Origin of the sequence: Tenacibaculum adriaticum (genome assembly GCF_008124875.1) — a bacterium.
Lineage (GTDB): Bacteria > Bacteroidota > Bacteroidia > Flavobacteriales > Flavobacteriaceae > Polaribacter > Polaribacter adriaticus.
The window spans coordinates 578,358-603,654 of the sequence record NZ_VNIA01000002.1 but is presented as its reverse complement, the minus strand read 5'-3'; the positions used below and the strand labels follow the sequence as shown (position 1 = coordinate 603,654).

The following is a 25,297-nucleotide window of genomic DNA, read 5'->3' as shown; positions in this document are numbered from 1 at the left end:
ATGAAAAACAAATTTTTAACACTTATTTTATGCGCTGCAGTATTCAATTTTACAAGCTGTAGTGACGATAGCTCACCTTCTGAACCTATAAACATTGTAATTGAAGGAGCAGCCGTTTCTCCAGAAGTTGGAGGACCAAACGAACCAAACCAAGTATACGTAGATTTAAGTACCAATACAACAACTGCTGTAAAGAGAGATTCTTGGGACTTAGGTTTTTACTCAGGTAATGAATTTAGAGTAGTGATTAACGGTTCTATTTATATGGCTACAGCAGCACTTTCTGAAACAGACATAGATGTTGTTAATTCAACTTCTACAGAAGTACAAGACTTACAGCCTCAAGTTGCAGTGGGTACTTTTGACCCTGCTAATACAGTATATATAGATGCACCAGATGGAACAATAACAAATACAGCAATTGCAGAAGTTTCTGCTACAGATGCAAATAATAAAGTGTATTTAGTAAACTTAGGGTTTGCTGTTGGAACAGAAGCAGCATCAACAGGAGGTGTTGATATTTCCGACGACTCAAGAGGATGGAAAAAAATTAAAGTTTTAAAAAGTGGAAATGATTATGTATTACAATATGCAGATTTAGATGCTACAACGCATCAAGAGGTAACTATTTCTAAAGATAGTGACTATAACTTTACTTTTTTCAGCTTCATGACAGAAACAACAGTAAATGTAGAACCAGAAAAATCTAATTGGGATTTAAATTTTACTGTCTTTACAAATGAAATTACAGGGGCTGGTTCTTACGGGTATGCTGATTTTGTTGTAAATAACACAAAAGCTGATGCCAAAGTATACATGGTAGACACAGATGTTGATGCTTTCATTTACGAAGACTTTGCATTAACAGATGTTGTTCTTGATAATTTCACTAAAGATCAACGAAGTGTTGGAAGTAGTTGGAGAAATGGGGGAGGACCAGGAAGTTTACCTTCATTAAAAGAAAATGTATTTTACGTGGTTAGTGATACAGATGGGAACTTATATAAATTAAAGTTTTTAGCGTTAACAAACGATGCTGGAGAACGCGGTTATCCAGAGTTTGTGTATAGTTTATTACAATAAAAAAGTATTTAAAACCTTCAATAAGTATTTATTGAACTTTGTTAGTTTTTGTTAAAAAGCTATTCGATGTATTTCGGGTAGCTTTTTTTGTAGGGAATTCATAACTTCATCGACCAAGTTGTAAACTCGTTTAAAATGAAGAAAGTTTTAGTTGTAATTTTGTTATCAATACCTAGTTTTATGAATGCACAAAGTGAAAGAGAAGTAGCCTACTTCGCCAGTGGATGTTTTTGGTGTGTAGAAGCCATTTACGAAAGTATAAACGGAGTAGAGGAAGCTGTTTCCGGCTATGCGGGCGGACATGATTTAAATCCTACTTATGAAAAGATTGGTACAGGAAGCACAGGGCATGCAGAGACCGTTGCCGTGTATTACAATCCTAAAAAAGTGAGTTTTCAAGCCTTGGTAGATGCTTTTTTTGCCTCACACGACCCAACTACGGTAAACGGACAGTACCCTGACTTTGGTACCCAATACCGCTCGATTGCCTTTTACCAAACCGATACTGAAAAGCAAGCTATACAAAACACTATTGATAAGCTAAATAAAGAAAAATATAATGGTAAAATTGTTACCGAAGTTAAAAAGTTTGACCTTTTTTATAAAGCCGAAGAACACCATCAAAACTTTGAAAAACGAAACCCAAACAACCCGTATGTGCGTAGCGTTTCTATACCGCGTTTAAACCGTTTTAAAAAGAGTTGTCCATTGTTATTAAAGAAGGAGTAATGGTTTTAATGTAAGAATAGAAGCGAATTTAAGTGTCTTCTTTTTTAAAGATTTATAAGATTATATTAAATAAATATCCTGAAATAATAATGCAAAGGGTAACGACCCCAAAAAAGATGGCAATTAGTTTTAAAGTCATTACTTTTTTTAAGAGCATGGCTTCTGGTAACGATAAGCCAATAACGCCCATCATAAAAGCAATAGCAGTACCTAAAGGAATCCCTTTTGCTACTAATACTTGTACTACAGGAAGTATACCAGATGCGTTAGCATACATAGGTATTGCTAAAATGGTTGCAATGGGTACAGCGAACAGATTGTCTTTATCCATATATTTTTCAAAAAATCCTTCCGGAATGTAACCGTGCATTAATCCGCCAATAGCAATTCCTAAGATTACGTACGGAATAATACTTTTTAAGATTTTTAAAACTTCACTCCAAATTACGGGTAATCGTTGTTTTAACGTTTGTTTTTCGGCAATAAAAGCCTCTTGTTTTCTTTGTGCATTGGCTAATACTTCTTTTACCCAAGGTGTTAAATACGGTTCTAATTTTAATTTTTGAAGAATAATACCCGAAACAGTTCCTAATAAAATACCACTAACCACATATATAATAGTGGTTTTAATGCCAAATAAACCCACAAACAAACCAATGGCAACTTCATTAACTAAAGGTGATGTAATTAAAAATGCAAAAGTTACCCCTAAAGGAATGCCGCCTCTTACAAAACCAATAAATAATGGCACCGATGAGCAAGAACAAAAAGGAGTAACGACCCCAAAAAGACTTGCCATAAGGTATTCTAATCCGTATAATTTATTTCTTGATAAGTAGTTCTTCACCTTGTCTATAGGAAAGTAACTATTTACGATCCCCATTAAAAAGATGATGATAAAAAGCAGTATTAAAATCTTTGTCGTATCATAAATAAAGAAATTTAAGGCTTCGGCTAAATGTTCTCCTTTGTTTAAATTTAGAACATCATAAACAAACCAATCGGCAATGTTTTGTATCCAATCAAACATTTGCAATGGTGTTAATCGTACCAGAAATAGTACACGATAATTTTATAGTGTTGTAGATGGTACCAAACTTTTCTATGTTCTTTTTAAGTAAACCTACGTTTAGTTTTTCATCACTACTATAAATGGTTAGCTTATAATTTATGTCGTCCATTCTTGGTGGACTTTCAAGACGTGTTGCATTTACTTCAAGATGGGCTTTGGTGTATGTAAATTTCATAATTTCAGAAAAACGCTCAATATTTTTTAGCATACAAGCAGCAAAAGAACCTAAGAATAACTCGGCAGGATTTGGCAATACTTCAGCAGTTTTTAAAGTTGTACCAAAATGGATGTTCAATTGCTTTACATGAATAATAGCATCTTGATTAGAAATAGACGAAGCCTTAATTTGATACTTCATTGTAATTAGTTTAAAAGTGCCAATACTTCATTTTTTGTAGGTACTCTACCTTTTATAGTAACAACATCATCTATTACCAATACAGGTACTAGCATTACATTAAATTTCATAATTTCCATAATGTCTTCAACTTTTTCTACCGTTGCATCAATATTATTTTCTGTAACTACATCTTGAACAATACTTGCCATTTTTTTACATTTCGTACATCCTGTTCCTAATACTTTAATTACTTTGGTCATTGTAGGTGTATTTGTTTATCGCCAATAAGCGATTTTGTTATTAAACAACATCAATCAAAAAAATGCTGAAATAAAGACTTTGCAATCTTCCAGTTTTCTTGATGGATACAGTATTTTATTTTGGGTGATTCTAATTCTCCTTTAATAAGCCCCGCATTTTTTAATTCTTTAAGATGTTGAGAAACGGTGGACTGTGCTAACGGAAAAATAGCTGTCAAATCTCCCGTAAAACAAGACGATTGTTTTTCAAGATGTTTTAATATGGCAATACGAGTAGGATGTGCCATGGCTTTGGCCAATTTAGCCAAAGCTAGGGTGTCTTCGCTATATAATATATGTTCTACGCTTTTTTTCATCTTCCTTATCGCAAAGCTACGATAGGGAAGTAGAACCAAATATGACATTTGTCACACATGGTTATTTTGTGAGTTGGATTTTCTAGCTTGTGGGTAGCGGTCTTGTATATGGTTAGTTGCGTGGCTAAGCAGTTAACTTAGCAAGTACACACCAAACTGAAAATCCGCGAGGATTTTCAGAAGTAGGTGAGAACAAGCAATTACTTATAGCCATTGTTGTGCGTTCGTACTTTTTATTTTATCATTTTCTTATAATGTTCTTTATAACCTGCTACTTTAAATAATTCTGCAAATCCATCTTTAAAGTCATTGTAATTAAATTCCTTAAAGTCGAATATATTTTGACCTAACGAATGAGATTCTCGATTAATATAACGATTAAATGCTTGAAATCTAATACTAGATTTAAATGGTTCTTGGTTGAAGAAAAAGTTATTTAAATCTTTTTTCTCCACAAAATTGAAAAAATATTCAATTACGTTTCTCATACAATTCGCAATCAATGCTGGTGGTTGATTTTCATCTTTTATAAAGGACCAATAAGCTTGATAGTCATTTTGAATTTCTTCATATTTCATTATTTGAAAGTTACTACCATTATTGTTTTTTATAAGTCTAAACAATTTTTGAGTTTCTTTTCGTTCATCGTGTTTCGTTTCTGTAATCTCATAAAAGAAATAAAGACTATGAGTTAAAATAAAAACTTGTTCATACTTATATTTCCAAACATTTATTTTATCTCCAGTTTCTTCATCTTTTTTTATTTCTTTTTTTCCAAAAAACTCGTTTTTAATTAGTCTTCCAATATTGAAAACATAAATGTGGGAAAGACTAGAAATAGGATCGTCAATAACAATTATTTTCTTTTTTCCTGTTTCAGTAGCATCTTGTTTTCCTCTACACATTTCTATAAAATACAAGAAACTTATTATCATTTTTTCTCCTTCACTTAACGAAAGAAATACTTTTTCTCTATTGTCTCCTCTAACTATTTTGTAAAGATTTTCTTCGTGATTTTCAATTTTAAAATTATTAATTCCTAAGTCAATTAATCCATCGTTAATATTTGCAATTGCTTTTTCTATATTAACTGTTTGTTTTTGTTGTTCGGATATGATTGACCTTTGTTCAAGTATTGTTTCTCCAATGTCTTTACTTGCAGTATTTAACGAATCTATTTTGGTTTTTGATGTGCTATTATCTGAAAGATATGAACTAATTGTTTGGTCGTAATCCCACCGCATAATTTGCCAAAAAGTCTTTTTTATTTCCGCTTTTACAGTCGCTTTTTTATCAATTTTATCATTATGCTCTTTAATAGAAGCGTTAATTTTGCTTATAATTTCATTAATATCTTCTAATGATTTCGTTGAGTCTTTAAGAGTTTGAGATACACTTGGTTTTTTTGTTTTTTCTTCAATCTTTTTTTTATTCGACTTAACTAATTGATTAAATGCATTAAATTTAATTTCAAAATCTTGCTTGAATGTTTCAAATTTGGGATTGGCTTCAAAAATCGTTTTGTTCGGAATTTGTTGAATTGCTTGGGAATATTCTTCGAGAAAAGTTTTTATTGAGTTAATATCTGCTTCATACGAAGCATCAAAGTAACCCTTTATGTTTTCTATTAATTCGTTTGATATGGTTTTTTCTTGACAAAAAGGACAATCTTCATTTTCATCAAATGGTTCTTCGGGTAAATATTTTAATCCCGATTTTACCCAATCAGAGTTTCCAAGTTTTGTGATTAGTTCAGATACACTACTATTTTCATTACCTACGATTTGTTTGGCGAAAATCTTTTCAGTTTCTATACTTGAAGACGAGAATGTGATTTTAGGAACGTAGACATATTTTTGAGCATTATCTCCCATAATTTCCTGAACCTCATTTTTTAAATCATCAATGCTTTTGGCTGGTTTATCATTTGGCTTTGTTAAACCTTGAATATGATTAAATAGATTGTCTTTTGAGCCTTTATGACCTTCCAAACAAAACTCAAGAACACGGTCGCCACCACTAAAATCGGTTTTTATTTTCCAAATAGTATTTTTTGCGTTTTCAAGCTTTTTACTTATTGATGTTTTTTCAGTTTCTAGTTCTTCGGTTTTTTTGATTTTTTCTCCGTCAAGTTTTTCTATTTCTTTTTGTGCATTAGAAATCTTTGTAATAGCTTCTTTATTTTCTTTTGAAAGAGTGAAAATTCCTTTTAAGTTTTCAGATTCGAAAAAGTTTTCTTGAACAAAAGTTTGATTATATACAAGGATTTCGTGATTCTCATCTAATCCAACAACAGAGCAATCTTTATATTTTTCATTATCTCTTTTTAAAAGATAATTAGACAGAGTACTTTTTCCTGTACCATTTAAACCATAAATAAGATTCAAAGCTTTATCTGTTTCTAAAGTCGCTTGACTTTTGTAGCTCGCTACTTTATTAAGGTCTATTTTGGTTATCATTTATTAGTCAATTTTTTTCTTTCACGAGAGATTGGTCGTATGACACACAACGGCCTCGGCTATGATTAGTACGGGAATTAACAAGCGATTAATTTCCGAATAAGCACTTAGCCAAAACTTTTTATTTTGTTTTAATTTTTCATTTTTAAAGCCAAAGCAAAAGATTTAGCGTACTCTATAAAAATACACTAAACTTTGGATTAAACACAAAACCCGTATTAATTATAGCCATTGTTGTAAAACGTTTATAGAGATATAGGAATTGAAGTTTTAAATCCTAAAAAAGGGTCTTTATCTCCTTCTTTTTTTATAAATAAACCGAGATTAACAGTTGTCTCCTCTTTTTTATTTTTTACTAAAAAGTATAAACCACCTCCGTATGTATAGAGAGGTGGTTCTTCTTCAGAAAATTGAACATTACCAAATAAGTCTAGAGAAATGTTTTTTTGAATTCCCAATAATAATTCACTTGAAATATTATGTTGCATAAATGTCTGGTAGCTTCCTTTATAAGCTGTTTTAGTTGTAGTAACTTCTCTTATTGTATTACCATTGACAACTTGTTCGTAATCGGATACTTCTACTTTATCGAATTTATTAATGTTATTACCTTCTTTAAATTCATAGTTTGCTGTAAAGTAGATATAATGAGGTCTCGCTTTGCCTTTCCAAAAGGCATTATCCTTTAGCCATTTACCAAAATAATTATAGCTTATATTTCCTGAGGCTTTAGAATATGTTTTACTAAATATTTGCTCGTCAAACGGCTTTGTCAAATCTAATATTTGATATTTAGCATTTGTATAATTTATTTCTGTAGATATCCAATTATATTTTTTAAAGGTCCAGTCGTGAATTTTTTTATTTTCAGTTTCTTCAAGTTGGTAATAAAAAGTTTTGTTACCTTCTTTCATTAAAGAATCATTAGCTATATTTATTTTTTTTGATTCATTCTCCTTTACTTTACTAGGTTTATTGTAATACCAAGTTTTATTAATAATCCAATTATGTTTGATCGATAGATCAATTAAAGGCATTTTGGATTTTCCTAAGTCCAAAAAGCTATTACTTTCTCCTATTTTAATTTGTCCAGAAATTAAGTGTTTGAATTTATCATTCTTATTTAGATAATTTGGAGCAATAAGGAATTTGGCTGTAACGCTTGTTTCATTTTTGTTAAAATTTGTTGTAATAGCATTGTTTATACTTTTTTCGTCATTACCTAACAGAGAATTGAACTCTTTTTTTACGGCAGTATAGAACTCTTTTTTTGTTAATGGCGATTTATTATCTTGTAATGAATCTTTTTCTTGTTGTGTAAGTTGTGTAAATGCATTACAGGATATTAAAATTGTCATAAGTAGAATTATTCCTTTCATAATATTTGTTTTTTAATGTTTTACAATGTTATATGTCAACTTTTATACTTTTATATCCGTGTATATTTTGAGGATAAGAGAAAAAAGTAATATGAGTAATAGTTAGTTACCTTCAAACTTAAAAACAAAAAACTAAAAAAACTTATGATTTTTCCGTAGTTAATTGTTTGGATTTCCGCAATTTAAAAGAGGGTTTTCACCCTAAAGGTTATTGTTTATTGGTTATTAAGGTGTTTTCAATTCCGAATTTGAGTGGTAATTCAGCAGAATTTATTAGGCTTTATTCTTGTTGAAAATTAGATGTATTTTTTAGATGTTGTTTCGTTTTAAGAATTTTAGAGAAAACTAGTTTCAAAATTTAATACAACTAAAGACAGTAAGGTATTTAATACTTTACTGTCATAATTAATTTATTTAATCTTCTTCTCTTGAATGCCAATATTCATCATTGTTTGGGTTTAATTAATCAGAGTGATTATCTAAATCTGCTTGTGTTGGGTCGTCTTTAAATTTTTTCATTTTTCAGATTATTTTAATTATGTTAAACTTAAATTTTTTATTTATATTTTTCAATTCAGAGTGGGGTCTGTAATTAATTGCAATGTTTTGTGTATAGAATAGTAAGGGTTTTAAAAACTTACTGTAAAATTGTAAAATTTGCGAACATAATCAAAAGCACGGAACTTTGAGTTAAGCACTAAAACCCTTATTATTTTAACACTTTGTTGGCATTAGTTTTTATTGATCGAAAAGCAACGGTTTACTTTCAATGATGTTATTTCTCATTTTAATAGTTTGTCCAACAGTAAACATGCATCGACATCCAGAATAATCCATGAAATTGTTATACAGTATTTTATGACCTTTATAATAAAGGTTCTTTTTAGGAGGGCAAGTTTTTGAAAATGACAAATCTGTGCATTTAAACTGTTTTGGTGTATCATCAATTCCGTCATCTTTAGAACTTAAAATTGCTCTAAAGTGATTGCAACTTCCAACTTTCCCCCAGATATGGTATAGTCCTAACCAATGCCCCATTTCATGTGTTAATACATGAGTATGAAGTCCAATATCACGAAAATTCAGATTAATTCGGTCACTTAAGATATTAGAAAAATTGCCTTGATCCGCTACATAAATATTTACACAGTTGATCGGATTTATTAATAATTTATTTCGGTCAGGTTTTAGAGAGGAAGAGATTCTATTAATTCCTTTAGTTGCACTTGATTGAAATATAGTATCAAGTAAAAAAAACTCAATATTAGCATTACCAACAAGAATCTTAAAATCACTATCTAAAGCAGACTTGTCATTCACATTGGAAAAGTCCAGATTTAAGTTCTGTAACTCATCAATAATTAGTGAATCAATAATGGATTCGTGGGGGCTTGAATAGATTATATGGAAAACTACTGGGATTTTAATTTTCCTATTATCATCTAAAGAGTTTTTGGTTTGTGCATATGAGCTAATACTTGTCGTAAGTATTATAATAGAATAAATAAGATTCTTCATAGAATAATTTTTTATTTACCTAAAACAGAACTTTAAATAGCTTATATTCAAACTTCTGAATAATTATGAACTATAAACAGACTGTGGGAGTTCTTATCCGAATACTTCAATATTCACAGTTACAGAAGCATCTTCTGAATATCTAATAGTTACTTGACTGTAGTTTTTTGCTGAATCATCAGACAACTCATAGTTGAAAGGTTTTGGTGTCCCTTTCATTGGTCCATTTCCTGATTTAACAATCAAGTCTAAAACTAAAATTGAAGGACTAATTCCTAGAGGTGATGCAACAGCAACTTCAATTATGTCATCAGCTCTATATGTCATTATTGAGCCATGTACATAAAGTGATGCTGGCTGTTCCTTTAAATTCAAAATTGCATTTGCGGTAATGTTTCTCATTTTTTTCGGTTTTAATTTATGTCAATCTTTATTTGTCTGTTACTATTTACTGTACCCAAATTAATTGTCGAAGGCCTATCCAATTGAATGTTTGGTGTATCAATATCAAATCTTAATTGTGCAGGTAAAATTGCCTTACAAGAGTCATATTCGCTTAAATCAACTAATATAAAGTTGTATTGAGGTGGAAAACTCTCAAGGGATATTCCATTCCATTCTAATGAGAAAAGATGTGGGAAACAACCTCCTTCATAATTTATATCAATAATTATTTGGTTCGTTGATTTGTCAAAACTTCCTCCTTTAATAATGATAAAATTAGATTGCTCCTTTGTAAAGTTGTCAACTTTTTTCACCTTTAACTGAATTGTTTCATAATCTGTTTGGTCAGGTTGTAAGGTTGGTTGTGTGATTCTTACCCCATTTGCACCTTCATTTCCTGTCCACGGAGCTTGAATAACAAAAGGAATCATGATATCGGCACCGAAAACAGAGGTAGGAATAACTTCAAGGGTATAGCCCCAAATTCCATCTTTTGGTTCTTTAACATAAATGTGCTCATTTAATCTGACTTCCAAATTAGTTCTAGAAAGTTGACCTGTGACAACTACTTTACTGTTAGTAGTGATGTCAATTTGTTGAATATAAGCTCTCATATTTGACTTTATTTTAAGTTACTAATGATTTCTATTTTGCAATAAGTAATTTTTTCGTTTGATTATTTTGCCAATTTCAAATCTCCTACAATCGGCATATTATTTGTACAAGCCCCAGTTGCACGTATTAAAATGCTTTTACCTTTTCCATATACCGTACTCCCTTCTAAAAAGATCAAAGTATTATTGTTGGTATCTTTCACTGGTTGACCATTAATGAACACATTAAAGCTCGTATTGGAGCAATTAATAGTGGAGTAGTTAATGCTTATTAAAAATTCTTGTTCCACTTTTAATGACGCAACTAATAAATCGTTGGATAAACTGGGATAATAATTCCAAGGAACTGTTGTTGCAGCTATTTCAGGTTCTTGTATAATTGTCCAAGCCCCTCTAACCATTGTCCCTTGTGATAATTGCTCAATAGCAATTTGTTTTCCTTCGACAACAACATAACTACCTTCTTGAAATGTAGCTTGAATTGGTGTACCGTCAACAATTATCCTAAATTGTAAAATAGAAGTGTCAACTAAAGCCGTACATTCAATTCGATAAATTTTCGTTGCAAGGTTATTACTTCCTGTTATTCTCGTAAAAGGATTATTGTTTGACGTCCGCCACCCCCCCGCGGATAATGTCGCTGTCTGACCATTAGTAGCAAAATTTGTCACTATAAGAATGAAAATAATAAAATATTTTTTGTTTAACATGTCTCGATTATTTGTTTTATTAATGTTAACGGTTTGTGTATGGTTTGTTGAGTGTTTAAGTAACTAAGTTTATAAAATTGCTTGTGGCTTACTTAAAATCCGCGAGGATTTTCGTAAGTAAGCTAAATGCAGCAATTAACTATACACGGTTTTGTAACCAGTTATTTTAATTTTTTTAAAATTTTATTTTTAAATTTACAGCGTAAAAAGATTGTTCCTCAAAATTCTTTGATGGATTTTCACCATTTGTGTAATCAAGTCCAATTTTAGCTGATTTCTTTCCATCTTGGGTAGTGAAAAATATATAATTGAAATTTGCAGTAAAATATTTATGTTTGAACTTATTTAGATTATCAACATTTTCCTGGATGTTATACCTATACTGCCAATCTATATTAAATTCAAATTTTTCTTTAAGTTTTTCACAGGAAGGGAAAAGAGAAATATTTGATGTTATTCTAAAGTATGCACGATATATATATCCTTTATCCGAACTATCTTCTGTTGAAAATCTATTTTCATTCTCTATCCCTATATATGGTGAATAAACAAATTGAAATAGTTTTCCAAAATCAACAACTGTATTTGGTATGTAAAAATATTTAGGGTCTTTTGCTTTACCTTTTAAAAGTGGTGTAAAATAATAATTACCTTGAAAAGATGAAATATTCTTAATTTTATCTTCATTATATTTTAAGGATGAAATAAACACGGGTGTCCATTTCTTTGTAGAAATATTCCTTAATTGCCATTCTAAGGCTAATCCAGTTTGAAAATTCTCTTGTTCCTTATCAATTAAAGTGTTTTTATGGTATTCTATATATGGAGAAAGAGTTAAAGCTTTAGTTGTATTTGGTAAAACATTTATCCCTATAGCTGCATTTAATAACCAAGATTCATTTTTGTTTTTTGGCTTTGAGTATGTAATAATAGCAGGTTCTGCTTTATCATTTTTACTTTGAAAAGACTTTCTTAATGTAATTTGATTAAAAAAAGTGTTTGAATCTTGGGCGTTTAAAGAGTACCCAAAAAAAGAAAATGCAATTAGATATATTATATTTTTCATAATTTAGATTTTACTAATTTTAAACAATCAGAAACTTTTTCCAATTTTTCGCATTCTGTTACGGAAATAATTTTAGTTGAGTTTAAATCTTTTACAATTCGTTGAAAATAAATTTTTAATGATTTTTTGTGATAATTGGTAAGGCCTAAATCAAATTTCAATTTTTGGGATTCATTAATAACATTAATATTGAACCCGCTTAAATCTGACAAAGCTTCAAATACTTTCCTTTTAATATATTTTTCTGGATCATCTTTCAAAACAACTAATTGTACTAAATCATTTAAGAGATCTAAATCACTATTTTTAACTAAAACCCTAAAATTTTCCAATTCTTCTTGGTTTAGTGATAAAATTATTTTTTGGTTCATAACTGTAGTTTAAAATTTTATGAGTAATAATATTCTAAAACAAAATTATAAACTCATCTTATTTTCTAAATACCTATAAGTAGGTAATTTTTAATTGGTTACAACTCGTTATTAATCAACTTAAAAAGAAAATACTAAAAAAAAAAAAGGTTGTGATTTTCCGTAGCTAATTGTGTGAATTTTCGAAAATAAAAAAGGGGGGTTCACCCTAAAGATTATTTTTTGGTATGTAATTGAGTGAGATTACTTCGTTGTGCCTCCTCGTAATGACGTGTAGATTTTGTCATTGCGAGCAAAGTGAAGAAATTTGTTTTTTGGAAAGATTACTTCGTCGTGCCTCCTCGTAATGACGTGCAGATTTTGTCATTGTGAATAAAACGAAACAATTTGTTTTTTTTGATGAGATTACTTCGTCACAAACTTCGTTTGGGTATTTTCAATTAAAATATATTTTAATTTCAATAATCCTTGTAATGACGAGGTTTGTCAGTTCGAGTAGTTTTTTGAAAAAAAATGTATCGAGAACCATTTTAGAACCTAAAACATGTATTCCCGATACAATTTTTACTCATTTCAATCGTAAACTTCACTCGAATAGACAGGATTTCATCAATTACACTAGTGTATCATTCCATGTGGGTCGATTACGAACTTTTTAGCGGCACCTTTATCAAAATCGGCATATCCTTTGGGGCCGTCGTCTAAACTAATTACTTGTACGTTAACGGCATCGGCAATTTTAATTTTATTGTGTAAAATGGCTTGCATTAAGTTACGGTTATAATGCATTACGGGGCATTGCCCAGTATGAAAATGATGCGATTTTGCCCAACCTAAACCTATACGAATGCTTAAGTTTCCAATTTTGGCAGCTTCAGTTTTTGCTCCTGGGTCTCCCGTTACATATAAACCAGGTATACCTATACCACCACCAGCTCTGGTTACTTCCATAGCGGCATTTAATACCGTGGCAGGTTGCTCTACACCAGCACTTGCACCATGCCCTCTGGCTTCAAACCCCACACAGTCTACCGTGCAATCTACTTCTGGTACGCCCACAATTTCTTCAATTTGTTCTGCGAGTGTGGCATCTTTACGTAAATCTACCGTTTCGCAACCAAAGCTTCTGGCTTGTGCCAAACGCTCAGGAATCATATCGCCTACAATAACTACGGCAGCGCCTAATAAATGGCAAGAAGCAGCACAAGCAAGACCCACAGGTCCTGCACCGGCAACATACACGATGGCACCTGGTTTTACGCCTGCGGTTACGGCACCATGATATCCGGTAGGAAGAATATCTGATAGCAAAGTAAGATCGCGAATTTTTTCCATTGCTTGGTCTTTATTCGGAATTTTCAACAAGTTAAAATCAGCATAGGGCACCATTACATATTCCGATTGTCCGCCAATCCATCCACCCATATCTACATACCCATACGCAGCACCGGGTCTGGCTTCATTTACATTTTCGCAAATACCGGTTTGTTGTTCTTTACAGTTTCTGCAACGACCACAGGCAATATTAAACGGTACGGAGACCAAATCGCCAATATTCATAAACTCTACATCGCTTCCTTTTTCTATAACAATCCCCGTAATTTCATGGCCCAAAATTAATCCTTCAGGTGCTGTGGTTCGTCCACGTACCATGTGTTGATCGCTTCCACAAATATTGGTAGAAACGACTTTTAAAATAACACCATGATTACATTTTCTATCCCCTAAAGCGAGTTTGGGGTATCCAATATCTTGTACTTCTACTACGCCTGGTTTTATGTAGGCAATTCCTCTGTTTGTAGACATGTTTTTATGATTTAAGTTTGTAAAAAATGGGGATTGTTTTATAGTGTTTCATTACGATATTCTTCTAAAGTGCTGAGGCTCCTGCTTCTGCCACTGCATGATCGTTTTCTACAGAGCTTCCGCTTACACCAATAGCTCCGACAACATTTCCATTATCATCTATTACAGGGACACCTCCGGGGAAAGTAATAAGTCCACCATTAGAATGTTCTATGTTGTATAAAGAACCTCCGGGTTGCGATAACTCTCCAATAACGCCTGTATTCATATCAAAAAAACGCGCTGTTTTCGCTTTTTTAATAGAAATGTCTAAAGAACCTAACCAAGCACCATCCATACGTGCAAAGGCAATTAAATTGGCACCTGCATCTACAATGGCAATGTTCATTTTTGTATCTATTGCTGTTGCTTTGTTTTTAGCAGCTGCAATCATTTTTTCAGCTTGTTTTAACGTAATATTCATAATTTTTTGGTTTTATGTTTGTTATAACACCTAAGGTACAAACCAAATAAACGTAGTTGATTACGAAATCAGTTCATTTGCTTATGAAAAAAGGTCAATTTTTAGAGTGTAAAATTGCTTTTGAAAAGAGTGGAATTATACTTCCGAAGGATTCATGCCAAATTTATTTTTAAAGGCAGTACTGAAGTTAGAAAGGTTGTTGTAGCCTAAATCTAAATAAATATCTGAAGAGATGAACTCTCCTTTTTCTAGTAACTCTTTGGCTTTTAAGAGTCGTTTATCTCGTAACCATTTACCTGGAGATACATTGTAGGTTTTTATAAAATGACGCTTAAAGGTAGAAAGACTCATATTGCATAAAAAGGCAATTTCTTCTAAGGTAAGAGTAGAGTAGGTGTTTTCTTCTATGTTGTTTTTGAAAGAGGATTCCTCTTTAGTAATTAACGACAATAAATAACTTTCAAAATCACTCTTGTATTTGTTGATTAAATAGAGCATTAACTCGTCAAACTTTACCGATAGCAAATCATCCATAAATGTAGGTGGCGCAGTAATGATGGTTGCTAATGAATTTAGATACGAAGTTAAATAGGTATCGTTTTCGATGGCGAAATATAAAGGTGTTTCTTGATGTGGTTCTTTGTCTTTTACATGTTTTTTAAGAAACTCGTGTAAGCGATGTTCGGAAAAGAATAAGAGTTTACAATAATAGGTATCTTCGGTATCTAACAACTCGCTCCATAAACAGTTTCCTTTTTTTATGAGTAAGGAATGTTTGTTGTCTACCAACACAGCATCATTAGAAAAATGGACTTGCTTTTTACCTGTTTGTAAAAAACTAAACATGTGCATTTTTAAATTGACTTTTGCTTTAATGGTTTCCTCAGTCATTTTAAAATCATACACAAAAAGATCTGGCCTCAAAGAAGGATTGTTTAGATACAAATCGGGTATGTTGTTAATAGGCATCGTATGTAGAAATATAGTGAGTAATCACTTTGTATTCAGTCTCTTAATATTGCTAATTTACTAAAATTGCTTCGGATTATCGAAAGATCCGTAGGATTTTATAAATAGGAGAGAAGACACCGTAAATTATACAAATGGTACACTTTGTTAATTAAAAGACAGCCTGAATTCTACAGGAGAGATGTTAGTTTTACTCTTAAATAATCTGCTAAACGATTGCGAATGTTCAAAACCTAATTCATAAGCAATTTCACTTACCGATAAATTGGTGGTAGATAGTTTTTCTTTGGCTTTTTCAATCAGTTTTTCGTGAATGTGTTGTTGTGTGCTTTGTCCTGTAAGACTTTTTAACAAACTACTTAAGTAATTAGGCGACACATTTAATTGCTCTGAAATGTATTGTACTGTTGGTAATCCGTCAATAGCTAAAGAGTCATTATTAAAATAATTGGTTAGTGTTTTTTCTAACTGACCTAAAATTTGATGATTGCTTATTTTTCGTGTAATAAACTGACGCTGATAAAAACGTTCTGCATAATTTAGCAAAACTTCTATTTGAGAAATGATAATATTTTGACTAAACCGATCAATATTAGCGTGATATTCTTGTTGAATATTCTTCATAATATTAGCAATTAACACTTCTTCTTTTTCTGAAAGAAATAACGATTCATTAACTGCATAGCCTAAGAAATCGTAGTTTTTGATGCTTTTTGCCAAAGGGGTATTCCATAAAAAATCAGGATGTAGCAATAATATCCAACCAGAAGGTTTAGGATTTGTTTGTCTGTTTAAGGTCATATTCATTAATTGCCCTGGAGAAAAGAAAGACATTAACCCTTCGTCAAAATCATATTCTTGTTGACCATAACGTAACTTTACATTGATGTTTCTTTTTAAAGCAATAGAATAATAATCTTGAATCCAAGTTAATTCGACACCTGCTTCAACTTGATAATCTACTTTACTATAATCTATTAAACTTACCAAAGGATGCTCTGGCTTTGGTAAGTTTGCTAGTTTATGATATTCGTTTATCGACTTAAATCTTTCTATCTGTTTTTTCATCTATACATTATAACATCATTCCTCCAGTTACTTCAATACGTTGCCCGTTTATCCATCCAGCATCAGGAGAGCATAAAAAGGCAACGACACCGCCAATATCTTCAGGTTCACCTATGCGACCCAATGCAGTAAAGTTACTTACAATATTTCTTTTTTGTTCATTAGTTTTGTTTTCTCCACCACCAAAATCGGTACCAATAGCTCCTGGAGCCACTATATTTGCAGCAATTTTTTTAGGTGCTAATTCTTTTGCTAAATAACGTGTAAATACTTCTATTGCTCCTTTTGCTGATGCATATGCTGATGAGTTTGGAAGTGTAAATCGTGCTAAACCAGAAGAAATATTAATAATTCTAGCACCTTCATTTAAAAACGGAATCGCTTTTTGTGTAAAAAAATAAACACCTTTAAAGTGAATATTTATCATGGCATCAAAATCTTGCTCTGTAGTTTCAACAAACGGTTTATAAATACCAGTTCCTGCATTATTGATTAGAAAATCAAAATTTGGAGTTCCATTTTCTGATTTTAAATGAGATGATAATTCACTAAAAAAATTATCAAAAGAGCTAATATTACTTGTGTCCAGTTGAAACGCTTTTGCTTTTTGTCCTATTTTTTCAATTTCAGCAATAACTTCTTCTGCTGCTGATTTGTTAGCATGATAAGTAAAGATAATATCGATTCCTTTTTTAGCGATATTAATAGCCATATCTCGACCTAAACCTCTACTTCCTCCTGTAATTAGTGCTATTTTGTTTTTCATTTTTATAAAATTTTAGTTAATAATCAGTTGATGTTGCTAGGGCTTCATTCACTGTCATTTCATTTTCGATTATTTCTAATTTTTGCTTTGCATATTGATAGGCATCACTTCCTAAAAACAAATGTAAAGGAGGATTTTTAGTTTTAGCAATTTTAATCAAAACATTTGCTGCTTTCTCAGGATCACCTGCTTGGTTTCCTCTAATTTCATCCGTATGTAATTTTTCAATAGCTCTAGCATCAGCATAATCTGAAATTGGGTTTTTAGGAAGATTAAAAGAACCTTCATCTAAAAAATTAGTACGGAAATAACCTGGATACACTACGGTTGCCTTAATTCCAAAATCTTTTGCTTCTGCAGAAAGCGCTTCGGTAAAGCCCACTACAGCATATTTAGAAGCACAGTAAATCCCGAAACTCGGAAAATTACCAATAAAACCAGCAACAGAAGAAATATTAAAAATATGTCCTGATTTTTTCGCACGTAAATGAGGCATCACTTTACGGATAACATTTAATGCCCCAAAAACATTCACGTCAAAGTTTTTACGAGACTCTTCATCACTTAATTCTTCTAAGGTTCCTGCTTGTCCGTAACCAGCATTGTTTACAATCACATCAATGACTCCAAAAGACTTTATAATGTTTGCAATTGCATCTGCCACACTTTGGTTACTTACCAAATCAACCTGAAGCGGGAGGAAGTTAGACGATTCAACACCAACAGCTTCTTTTAAGTCATTTACATTTCTTGAAGTAGCTGCTACTTTATACCCTTTTTCTAATAATTTTTTTACTAACGAAAGCCCCAATCCTTTGGAAGCTCCTGTTACCAACCATACTTTTTTTGTGTCCATTTTTTTAATTTTTGAAAGTGAATAATAATGACACTACAAAGTTCAGTTTACATTAGAGAATTTATGTAACCGTATCTATGGTTGTTGTAACTGAAATAATAGCTGTGTTATATAATTAATTAAACGATGCTCTAAATTCTAAAGGAGACACATCGGTTTTACTTTTAAACAGTTTACTAAACGATTGCGAGTGTTCAAAACCTAATTCGTACGCAATTTCACTTACCGATAAATTGGTGGTGGAGAGTTTTTCTTTAGCTTTTTCTATCAATTTTTCGTGGATGTGTTGCTGTGTATTTTGTCCTGTTAATGTCTTGAGTAATCCACGTAAATAATTAGGAGAAATATTTAATGTTTCTGAAATGTATTGAACAGTTGGCAGGCCATTTCTAAGTAACTCTTCACTATTAAAATAATCTTCTAGTAATTTTTCTAAACGGTTAAGAACTTGATGATTTGCTTTTTTTCGTGTGATGAATTGGCGTTGAAAAAATCTATCAGAATAATTAAGTAATGCTTCTAAGTGAGAAATGATAATACTTTGACTAAATTCATCAATATTAGAATGATATTCTTGTTTAATTTTCTGTATAATATCTTTTAGTGTGTTTTCTTCTTTTTCAGAAAGAAATAAGGCTTCGTTTACCGAATAATCAAAGTATTCGTATTGTTTTATATTTTTAGCTAAAGAGGAGTCCCAAAAAAAATCGGGATGAATAAGGAGCATCCAACCTGAACGAATCGCTGTATGATCTACTCCAGGTTCAATCCCAAAGACTTGATTGGGTGAAATAAAAAACATCACCCCATTGTCAAAATCATATTCTTGTTGTCCGTATTTTAACTTAGCATTTAACCCACGTTTAATAGAAATATTGTAAAAATCAAAAATCCAATTTTTGATACTAACATCAGGATCACATTTTATTTCTCCATAATCTATCACGCTTATTAACGGATGTTCAGGTTGTGGCAACCCTTTTAATCGATGAAATTCACTGATTGTTTTTACTCTATATGGTCGCTTCTTAGCCATTTAGTAAAGTTAATTATTGTTGGTTAAAAACCTTTGCAAATTCCTTTTTAAAATCGGATAGTTTTGTTTTGCCTAATGTTGGCTCGTTACGGTAATAATCTTCGTATAACAATCCGCTGCCTTGGCTTGCTTGCATTTCTACAAAACCTTCGGCTATTTGCGGATTCATTCCTGCTGAAATCATACCATTGAGTAATTGTTCATCAGAAATCACCATCCATTTTAAATCAGGATCTCCAATTTCTTCTCCTAAAACTTTCGCAATTTCATTGGGAGAAGCTTCTTCGCTAGCAATGTAACGAACGGTTCTTCCGTTAAAAGGCAATTCTATTTCTTCAGTAATAACAGATGCAATATCCAAAGGAGAAACCCAAGGTTCTTTAGTACCGCCACCATAATTAGAGATAAATCCTCCTTGAGCTTTTATTGTTGGAATAGATCGTAATAAATTGGTAAAAAAACCTACAGGACGCATAAATTTAATAGAAACATCACTAGGTAATTCATTGATAATCTTTTCTGCATTATAATGCATTGTAAGACTTCCGTTATCTTTATTGGTATGAGCACCAACACTACTTAAATGAACGATCTGTTTTACGCCTGATTGTTCTATGGCTTGTTTGTAATTAGTAACAATCGTATTAATTGCTACAAAAAGATCAAGATTTGGGTCGAAAAAAGCACCAGCTCCAAGTGCTTCCATGCAATACACTACATCTGCACCTGTAAACGTTGTTGTTAGAAAATCAACATCTTGCATTGTACCAATGGCTGCTTTTGCACCAATGGCTTCAATCTCCTTTTGTCTTTCGGGGTTACTACTGATTACGGTAACCGAGTGTCCTTTTTGTACTAATTCTTGTGTAAGCGGCTTGCTGATGTTCCCTAAAGAACCTGTTACTACAATTTTCATTTTTCTATGTTTTTGTTTCTACAAAGTTGCGAAACAACATAGTAACGAATGTAGCCAAAGCGCCTTTTAGTGTAGTTAAAACAAACTACTCTGAAGACTTTGACGTTGCTTTCGTTTCTTCAACCCTTAGCTCTCTCCATTTAGAGTTACTGTTATGAAGGAGATCTTGAAATTCTTTATAAATTCTGTTAAGAATTTGGTCGTCATTTCTTTCACTCGTATTTAAGAGCTTTAACTTTAATTGAATAGATTTAAGATGATCTCTTGTTTCCCCGTAGTTAATCCATAGTTGTTTATGATTGTAAAATCCATCCCAAGCAGCTAATACCGTAGTTAATCCACTAAAAAATAGTGTGATAATTTTAACTATAAAACGTAGATGTTCAGGAATATCATTACCAATAGCTACCAAAAAGGTGATGAGTACAGAGGAAATAGAGATACTAATATAAATACGAAAGGATTTTCGTTTGTTTTCTTTACTCCATAATGAGGTTCTAAGAGCCATTTCTGAAACTTCTTTTTCTAGAATTTCATACTTCGATACGGTTTCTTGCATTAGTTTGGTCGTTTAAATAGAATGTAGAAAGTGCTAATATAAAAAAGATTTTGCCTTGTTTTATTCATCTAATATTTCTGAGTTCTTTATTTTTTCACTCAAACTCGGATGAATTTTATTTAGAATTTCTATGAAGCTTTTGTCAAACCATTTTCCAACAAACGGACTCAGATAAATTTCATCAATTAGCTCGTTTAAATCGACTTTTAATCTTCTTCCCACAGAAATATCATACGGAGTAGGTATGCCGCCTTCTGATAACGGATGATGAAAAATAAACAGTCTTAATTCTTTTTCGTAATCGTAAAATTTATTTTTAGTAGTAATAACGTTGAACCTGTTTTCTGGCTCGTCTTTAATAAAATCTGTGTATTTTACTTTTGATAAAAAGATATCTTCTTTAAAAGGATCATTTCCTTTTTTAATAGCTCGGGTAAGCTTAGAAACGGTGGTTCTAATGGCAACTCCAGATTTAGCACCGCCCAAGTATATTTTCCATAACGCATAGGATTCGTTTTGATTTATCGTCCAACAATTTAATAAGGTAAGCTCTTTTAAAGAATGAATTTCTCGCAACCGAGCTTGTCTTTCTAGTTCGGCTTCTTCTCGTGAAAGTCCACCATTTTTGATGGATTTAAGCAAGTAATCTTGATTCCGTTTTGGGATCAATCCTTCATATTTGTCAGACATTTTTGCAGCGTTCGAAAAGAACAATTCTTGAGACATGAGTAAGTCGAGAAACTTGTCTAAACCAACATACCTCCAAATAACGGTATTTCCATGTGGGATATCTAAATTATCGTTTTTAACTATCATTTTTTGGGTTTGGGGAGAACGGTCTCGGCTATGAGTAGTTACGTGTTTCAGCAACTAAATTTGCAAATACAAACCGAATAGAAAATCCGTGAGGATTTTCGTAAGTAGGCGAGTACTAGCAATGAATTATACACCGTGTTGTTGCACGTTTTTATTTATTTCAAAAGTAATTCCATTTTAAAATCAGACATTTCATATTTATTGTTTTGATATACTATTTCTTTGAATCCCAATTTGGTATATAAACGAATTGCACTTTCAAGTTTGGTGTTTGTTTCAAGTATGATTTTTCTGGCATTTAATATTTTTGATTGTTGTATGCAAAATTCCATAAGAATTCTTCCAATTCCAAGACGCTGATAATTTTTGCTTACTCCAAGTTTTAATATTTCGAATGAGTTATTGTCTGAAGGAATTATAGTGATAGTACCTACAATTTGAGAATTTATCTTAGCTAGATAAATAAACCCTCCTTTATTCAATACTTCTATTTTCGGATGGTCGAGCATCTGTCCATCAGCATCCTCATATAAATTGTTTTCATTCAGCCATTCTAAAGATAATCTTTTATAGTCTTCTTGATATTGTGATTCGTAATTTATTATTTCAATTTTATTCATTTAGAGCGTTTTATTCAAATGTGCTACAACGTGTTTGTGTATGATTTCGTTGCGTGTTTAAGCACTAAAGTTAGCAAATAAATCACAGATAGAAAGTCCGCGAGGACTTTCGTAAGTAGGCTGTAACTAGCAATGAATTATACACGTTGTTAGCAACTGGCCTTTTTACTAATTAAAGACTGTTCTTTATTTTGAGTAAAGCATAGTCCTTTTTGTTAAACTTTGTTTTAAAACTTTCTATAATATTCTTTTCAGATTCGGGTGTCCAATAAATTTTCAAATTTTCTTTTGCTCGTGTAATTGCTGTGTAAAAAATATTGTGAGAAATCATCTCTTCTACTTCATCTGTTATCACAATTTTCACAGAGTTATATTCTAACCCTTGTGCTTTATGTATAGAAACTGCATAAGCTACTTGAAAAGGAATAATATTACTAGAATCGTCATCGTCATCATCAGTGCTTTTATACTTGTCGACAGTAAATCGAATTACGGAATTTCCATTGGCAGAATCTTCTAAGAGTTCAAAATCATACCCTTCAGTGTCGAATTCATTCAGTACTAGATTGACTTCAATGTCAAACTGAATTTGTTCATCAAGTAATTCAATTCTTGAGATTTTACCTTTTAGATTATTATAAATTAAAGGTGAAAAGCGACCTGATTCGTTAAAAATTATTGGGTCTTCTACCTTGTAAGTTTGTGTACCCCAAACAAATGCTTGATTAGAATTACTGCTTTGTAAAAATGAATTTATATTGTTTATGCCGTAAAGTCCATCGTAATTTAAGCAAAGTATTATCTCGTCCTCTTCTGCATTTTGAAAAATTGAATCGTCAAGTGTTTTAGAATATCCATTTTTAGTTAAAGTTTCTAAAATATTGTCTTCAATGTTTCTTACTCTTTCCCAAAGTCTCAATAAATCTTGATTATTACTTCGATATGGTTTTTCTAATTCAAATACTGAAGATTCTGGAATAAAATATTTTATTAAACTGAACCAATTACCAAAAAGGATTGATTCTATTTGAAAAACATCGCCAACAAGAATAAGCAATCTAAACTTTGCTTTGTTCAATATTTTAAGCATATCTGAATTACTTACTGTACTACATTCATCTATAATTAAAATATCGTATTCAGTTTGTCGGCTGTAAGAGAATTTAGTTATGGTTTTGAAAGTGCAATTAGCAACTTTTATATTACGTTTTAAATTATCAACAGCAGGATTTGTATTTGCTAAATACAATTTACTTTCTTTGTCAAAAAAGTTTGAAATATGGTTAATCATAGTTGATTTACCTGTTCCAGCAGCTCCATAAATCAAAGCTACTTTTGAGATTTCGAATAAGTTCTTAAGAGCAGATTTTTTTTCTTCACAATCAATTTTATAAGCAGTTGAATTAAGCCAAGATTCAATTGAGTTTTTATAATTTTTAATTCCTGTTGATGATATGTCTTTTAGTTTGTTTATGATGTTAAAAGTATCGGCTTCGTAACCTTTAATAAATACATTTTTTTTAAAACTTTCTATTCGTCTATTTTTGTGTTTCCAATATAAATTATCATTCCATTGACTTATAAGTTCTTCAACATTTTCAAAACTTTCAATCTCATCTATAGCTGTAAATAATTGTCCTTTTTGTTCTGTATTGTTTTTAATATGTCTTGCTAAAATTTCGTGTTTTCTATCTTCAGTATCGATAGATGCAAAAAGGTCATTTAGTTTTGGATTGTGATTAATTAGTGCTGAATTAAATGGCATTTGGTCAAAAGGAATACACCCAAATTCTAAATTTAAATTTGATAAAAATTTACAAGGTGAATTTGTGTATTGTTTTTTAATTATTTTATTGTTCAGTCTTAGTAGTAAATATCTAATTAAATTATAGCCATCATTTTTTGCGTTACTCATTTTTCTACATTCATCCAATATTTGGAATATTCGAGAAGATTTGGCTTTTTCTGTAACTGTCTTTCTAACATATTCATAGTACCAATCATTAAGACTAATAATCTCAATTAAATTTAAACCAGAAGATGTTAAATATTTCATTAGCTCAAAAGATTCCTTCCCACTACTAATTTTAGATTTCACTCCAAAAATTTTTGCAAAATTATCTATTTCACAAGGTCGTATTGAAACCTCCCAACTATCAATGATTTGTATAGGCATTTTTTTATCTAAAATCTCTATAAAGTCTGTGCTTATTGATAGTTTTACTGCATACTTTTCAAGTATTTCAAGCTTGGTAAAAGCAATTATTCGGTCAAATTTACTCGTGTAATCATTAGCCCTACGAAAAGTTACTTCATAGAATATTTCATTTTCTACAAAAAATGGTTTAATTTTCTGAATATAATATCTGTCTTTATAATTAGTTTTTTTTCTATTCCCTTCAGGCTGTTTAATTAATGAAGAAATTTTTTCATAATATTCCTTTAAGTTAGAATCTGTTTGGATTGGAAAATCTTTTAGATTGTGCAGAACATCTAAATTATATGATTTGTAAAGAAAAGATTTAATTTTAATGAGGTACTCAAAGTATTTGAGTATTAATCTTTCTGAACTTTCTTCATTTAGTGTATAATGTGAAGCTGTAATTTGTAAAAGCTTATGAAATCTTGATAAAAATTTTAAGTCGCCTCTAGCTTTAATATATTCAATAGCATTCTGAATATTTTCATAGCTATTATTTAGTTCTGTTTGTTGTGCATCTTCAAAAACTTTTAGAGCAATATGTTCAACATAATTCCTAAGTTGAGACAAAATATTTTGTGATAATAACCCTCTTTCATTGACATCAAATTTCTCAATGTTTTTACAAATTGTTTTATCAATATCAAGTATTTGGGAAGTGATTTTACTCATTCGGATTTACGGTTTTCGGTGGCTTGTTGCTAACTCGTTATAAGCCAACTTTTATATTTTATATCCGTGTGTATTTTGGGGATAAGAGAAAAAAGTAATACGAGTTATAATAGTTAGTTATTCCTCAAACATAAAAAGAAAAAAACAAA

The 25,297-nt window shown here is 31.2% G+C and carries 26 protein-coding genes; 2 read left to right on the top strand and 24 right to left on the bottom strand.

Annotated elements, in window-relative coordinates:
* Both C7447_RS08190 and msrA read left to right on the top strand, forming a co-directional pair.
* On the top strand, positions 1-1,083 hold the full coding sequence (locus C7447_RS08190) for an HmuY family protein (RefSeq protein ID WP_148870025.1): 1,083 nt from the start codon (positions 1-3) through the stop codon (positions 1,081-1,083).
* 135 nt (positions 1,084-1,218) lie between these two features.
* The gene (gene msrA / locus C7447_RS08185) at positions 1,219-1,812 is read left to right on the top strand and encodes a peptide-methionine (S)-S-oxide reductase MsrA (protein WP_148870024.1); all 594 of its coding nucleotides are present in this window, start codon (positions 1,219-1,221) and stop codon (positions 1,810-1,812) included.
* A 52-nt stretch (positions 1,813-1,864) separates the two neighbouring features.
* Here msrA and C7447_RS08180 read toward each other — a convergent pair whose 3' ends face one another.
* The 24 genes from C7447_RS08180 to C7447_RS08065 form a co-directional block, all read right to left on the bottom strand.
* Positions 1,865-2,842: a permease gene (locus C7447_RS08180; RefSeq protein WP_148870023.1), complete on the bottom strand. Its 978-nt coding sequence runs from the start codon at positions 2,840-2,842 to the stop codon at positions 1,865-1,867.
* The gene (locus tag C7447_RS08175) at positions 2,835-3,242 is read right to left on the bottom strand and encodes an OsmC family protein (RefSeq protein WP_148870022.1); all 408 of its coding nucleotides are present in this window, start codon (positions 3,240-3,242) and stop codon (positions 2,835-2,837) included. The genes C7447_RS08180 and C7447_RS08175 overlap by 8 nt, the downstream gene beginning before the upstream one ends.
* A gap of 5 nt (positions 3,243-3,247) precedes the next feature.
* Complete coding sequence (locus C7447_RS08170; protein ID WP_148870021.1) at positions 3,248-3,484, bottom strand: thioredoxin family protein; 237 nt, start codon at positions 3,482-3,484, stop codon at positions 3,248-3,250.
* 50 nt (positions 3,485-3,534) lie between these two features.
* A complete protein-coding gene (locus tag C7447_RS08165; RefSeq protein WP_148870020.1) occupies positions 3,535-3,840 on the bottom strand; it encodes an ArsR/SmtB family transcription factor in 306 nt (101 codons plus the stop codon).
* A 233-nt stretch (positions 3,841-4,073) separates the two neighbouring features.
* Positions 4,074-6,299 carry an AAA family ATPase gene (locus C7447_RS08160; protein WP_148870019.1) on the bottom strand — a complete coding sequence of 742 codons (2,226 nt, stop codon included), beginning with the start codon at positions 6,297-6,299 and terminating at the stop codon, positions 4,074-4,076.
* 245 nt (positions 6,300-6,544) lie between these two features.
* The gene (locus tag C7447_RS08155; RefSeq protein ID WP_148870018.1) at positions 6,545-7,678 is read right to left on the bottom strand and encodes a hypothetical protein; all 1,134 of its coding nucleotides are present in this window, start codon (positions 7,676-7,678) and stop codon (positions 6,545-6,547) included.
* A 738-nt stretch (positions 7,679-8,416) separates the two neighbouring features.
* Positions 8,417-8,998 carry a M43 family zinc metalloprotease gene (locus C7447_RS08150; protein ID WP_170245952.1) on the bottom strand — a complete coding sequence of 194 codons (582 nt, stop codon included), beginning with the start codon at positions 8,996-8,998 and terminating at the stop codon, positions 8,417-8,419.
* Between the two features lie 291 nt (positions 8,999-9,289).
* Positions 9,290-9,598 carry a hypothetical protein gene (locus tag C7447_RS08145; RefSeq protein ID WP_148870016.1) on the bottom strand — a complete coding sequence of 103 codons (309 nt, stop codon included), beginning with the start codon at positions 9,596-9,598 and terminating at the stop codon, positions 9,290-9,292.
* An 11-nt stretch (positions 9,599-9,609) separates the two neighbouring features.
* Complete coding sequence (locus tag C7447_RS08140; protein WP_148870015.1) at positions 9,610-10,254, bottom strand: hypothetical protein; 645 nt, start codon at positions 10,252-10,254, stop codon at positions 9,610-9,612.
* Positions 10,255-10,316: 62 nt separating this feature from the next.
* Positions 10,317-10,964: a hypothetical protein gene (locus tag C7447_RS08135; protein ID WP_148870014.1), complete on the bottom strand. Its 648-nt coding sequence runs from the start codon at positions 10,962-10,964 to the stop codon at positions 10,317-10,319.
* A 175-nt stretch (positions 10,965-11,139) separates the two neighbouring features.
* Entirely contained in the window at positions 11,140-12,030 is an 891-nt protein-coding gene (locus C7447_RS08130; protein ID WP_148870013.1) for a hypothetical protein, read from the bottom strand.
* Positions 12,027-12,401 (bottom strand): hypothetical protein, encoded by a 375-nt coding sequence (locus tag C7447_RS08125; RefSeq protein ID WP_148870012.1) that lies wholly within the window; start codon positions 12,399-12,401, stop codon positions 12,027-12,029. Before C7447_RS08125 ends, C7447_RS08130 begins: the two co-directional genes overlap by 4 nt.
* A 618-nt stretch (positions 12,402-13,019) precedes the next feature.
* On the bottom strand, positions 13,020-14,207 hold the full coding sequence (gene fdhA / locus C7447_RS08120; RefSeq protein ID WP_148870011.1) for a formaldehyde dehydrogenase, glutathione-independent: 1,188 nt from the start codon (positions 14,205-14,207) through the stop codon (positions 13,020-13,022).
* Between the two features lie 64 nt (positions 14,208-14,271).
* Positions 14,272-14,670: a GlcG/HbpS family heme-binding protein gene (locus C7447_RS08115; RefSeq protein WP_148870010.1), complete on the bottom strand. Its 399-nt coding sequence runs from the start codon at positions 14,668-14,670 to the stop codon at positions 14,272-14,274.
* A 135-nt stretch (positions 14,671-14,805) separates the two neighbouring features.
* Entirely contained in the window at positions 14,806-15,639 is an 834-nt protein-coding gene (locus C7447_RS08110) for a helix-turn-helix domain-containing protein (protein ID WP_148870009.1), read from the bottom strand.
* Between the two features lie 147 nt (positions 15,640-15,786).
* Complete coding sequence (locus C7447_RS08105; RefSeq protein WP_148870008.1) at positions 15,787-16,707, bottom strand: helix-turn-helix domain-containing protein; 921 nt, start codon at positions 16,705-16,707, stop codon at positions 15,787-15,789.
* A gap of 7 nt (positions 16,708-16,714) precedes the next feature.
* Positions 16,715-17,473 carry an SDR family oxidoreductase gene (locus tag C7447_RS08100; protein WP_148870007.1) on the bottom strand — a complete coding sequence of 253 codons (759 nt, stop codon included), beginning with the start codon at positions 17,471-17,473 and terminating at the stop codon, positions 16,715-16,717.
* 16 nt (positions 17,474-17,489) lie between these two features.
* Positions 17,490-18,329, bottom strand: a complete 840-nt coding sequence (locus C7447_RS08095; RefSeq protein ID WP_148870006.1) for an SDR family oxidoreductase — start codon at positions 18,327-18,329, stop codon at positions 17,490-17,492.
* Between the two features lie 115 nt (positions 18,330-18,444).
* Positions 18,445-19,365, bottom strand: a complete 921-nt coding sequence (locus C7447_RS08090) for a helix-turn-helix domain-containing protein (protein WP_148870005.1) — start codon at positions 19,363-19,365, stop codon at positions 18,445-18,447.
* Positions 19,366-19,378: 13 nt separating this feature from the next.
* Positions 19,379-20,281, bottom strand: coding sequence for an SDR family oxidoreductase (locus tag C7447_RS08085; RefSeq protein WP_148870004.1), 903 nt, complete (start codon positions 20,279-20,281; stop codon positions 19,379-19,381).
* Positions 20,282-20,366: 85 nt separating this feature from the next.
* The gene (locus C7447_RS08080) at positions 20,367-20,840 is read right to left on the bottom strand and encodes a DUF4231 domain-containing protein (protein WP_148870003.1); all 474 of its coding nucleotides are present in this window, start codon (positions 20,838-20,840) and stop codon (positions 20,367-20,369) included.
* 60 nt (positions 20,841-20,900) lie between these two features.
* Positions 20,901-21,656, bottom strand: a complete 756-nt coding sequence (locus C7447_RS08075; protein ID WP_148870002.1) for a hypothetical protein — start codon at positions 21,654-21,656, stop codon at positions 20,901-20,903.
* Positions 21,657-21,811: 155 nt separating this feature from the next.
* Positions 21,812-22,276: a GNAT family N-acetyltransferase gene (locus C7447_RS08070; protein WP_148870001.1), complete on the bottom strand. Its 465-nt coding sequence runs from the start codon at positions 22,274-22,276 to the stop codon at positions 21,812-21,814.
* 172 nt (positions 22,277-22,448) lie between these two features.
* Positions 22,449-25,148, bottom strand: a complete 2,700-nt coding sequence (locus C7447_RS08065) for an ATP-dependent DNA helicase (RefSeq protein WP_148870000.1) — start codon at positions 25,146-25,148, stop codon at positions 22,449-22,451.
* Positions 25,149-25,297: the final 149 nt, after the last annotated feature.

Bases quoted from the DNA above. Each gene is read 5' to 3' on its own strand.
- C7447_RS08065 (WP_148870000.1), bottom strand. From the start codon at position 25,148: ATGAGTAAAATCACTTCCCAAATACTTGATATTGATAAAACAATTTGT.
- C7447_RS08140 (WP_148870015.1), bottom strand. From the start codon at position 10,254: ATGAGAGCTTATATTCAACAAATTGACATCACTACTAACAGTAAAGTA.
- C7447_RS08175 (WP_148870022.1), bottom strand. From the start codon at position 3,242: ATGAAGTATCAAATTAAGGCTTCGTCTATTTCTAATCAAGATGCTATT.
- C7447_RS08135 (WP_148870014.1), bottom strand. From the start codon at position 10,964: ATGTTAAACAAAAAATATTTTATTATTTTCATTCTTATAGTGACAAAT.
- C7447_RS08075 (WP_148870002.1), bottom strand. From the start codon at position 21,656: ATGATAGTTAAAAACGATAATTTAGATATCCCACATGGAAATACCGTT.
- C7447_RS08170 (WP_148870021.1), bottom strand. From the start codon at position 3,484: ATGACCAAAGTAATTAAAGTATTAGGAACAGGATGTACGAAATGTAAA.
- C7447_RS08110 (WP_148870009.1), bottom strand. From the start codon at position 15,639: ATGCCTATTAACAACATACCCGATTTGTATCTAAACAATCCTTCTTTG.
- C7447_RS08105 (WP_148870008.1), bottom strand. From the start codon at position 16,707: ATGAAAAAACAGATAGAAAGATTTAAGTCGATAAACGAATATCATAAA.
- msrA (WP_148870024.1), top strand. From the start codon at position 1,219: ATGAAGAAAGTTTTAGTTGTAATTTTGTTATCAATACCTAGTTTTATG.
- C7447_RS08070 (WP_148870001.1), bottom strand. From the start codon at position 22,276: ATGAATAAAATTGAAATAATAAATTACGAATCACAATATCAAGAAGAC.
- C7447_RS08180 (WP_148870023.1), bottom strand. From the start codon at position 2,842: ATGTTTGATTGGATACAAAACATTGCCGATTGGTTTGTTTATGATGTT.
- C7447_RS08080 (WP_148870003.1), bottom strand. From the start codon at position 20,840: ATGCAAGAAACCGTATCGAAGTATGAAATTCTAGAAAAAGAAGTTTCA.
- C7447_RS08145 (WP_148870016.1), bottom strand. From the start codon at position 9,598: ATGAGAAACATTACCGCAAATGCAATTTTGAATTTAAAGGAACAGCCA.
- C7447_RS08155 (WP_148870018.1), bottom strand. From the start codon at position 7,678: ATGAAAGGAATAATTCTACTTATGACAATTTTAATATCCTGTAATGCA.
- C7447_RS08095 (WP_148870006.1), bottom strand. From the start codon at position 18,329: ATGGACACAAAAAAAGTATGGTTGGTAACAGGAGCTTCCAAAGGATTG.
- C7447_RS08160 (WP_148870019.1), bottom strand. From the start codon at position 6,299: ATGATAACCAAAATAGACCTTAATAAAGTAGCGAGCTACAAAAGTCAA.
- C7447_RS08130 (WP_148870013.1), bottom strand. From the start codon at position 12,030: ATGAAAAATATAATATATCTAATTGCATTTTCTTTTTTTGGGTACTCT.
- C7447_RS08085 (WP_148870004.1), bottom strand. From the start codon at position 20,281: ATGAAAATTGTAGTAACAGGTTCTTTAGGGAACATCAGCAAGCCGCTT.
- C7447_RS08125 (WP_148870012.1), bottom strand. From the start codon at position 12,401: ATGAACCAAAAAATAATTTTATCACTAAACCAAGAAGAATTGGAAAAT.
- C7447_RS08190 (WP_148870025.1), top strand. From the start codon at position 1: ATGAAAAACAAATTTTTAACACTTATTTTATGCGCTGCAGTATTCAAT.
- C7447_RS08115 (WP_148870010.1), bottom strand. From the start codon at position 14,670: ATGAATATTACGTTAAAACAAGCTGAAAAAATGATTGCAGCTGCTAAA.
- C7447_RS08100 (WP_148870007.1), bottom strand. From the start codon at position 17,473: ATGAAAAACAAAATAGCACTAATTACAGGAGGAAGTAGAGGTTTAGGT.
- fdhA (WP_148870011.1), bottom strand. From the start codon at position 14,207: ATGTCTACAAACAGAGGAATTGCCTACATAAAACCAGGCGTAGTAGAA.
- C7447_RS08090 (WP_148870005.1), bottom strand. From the start codon at position 19,365: ATGGCTAAGAAGCGACCATATAGAGTAAAAACAATCAGTGAATTTCAT.
- C7447_RS08165 (WP_148870020.1), bottom strand. From the start codon at position 3,840: ATGAAAAAAAGCGTAGAACATATATTATATAGCGAAGACACCCTAGCT.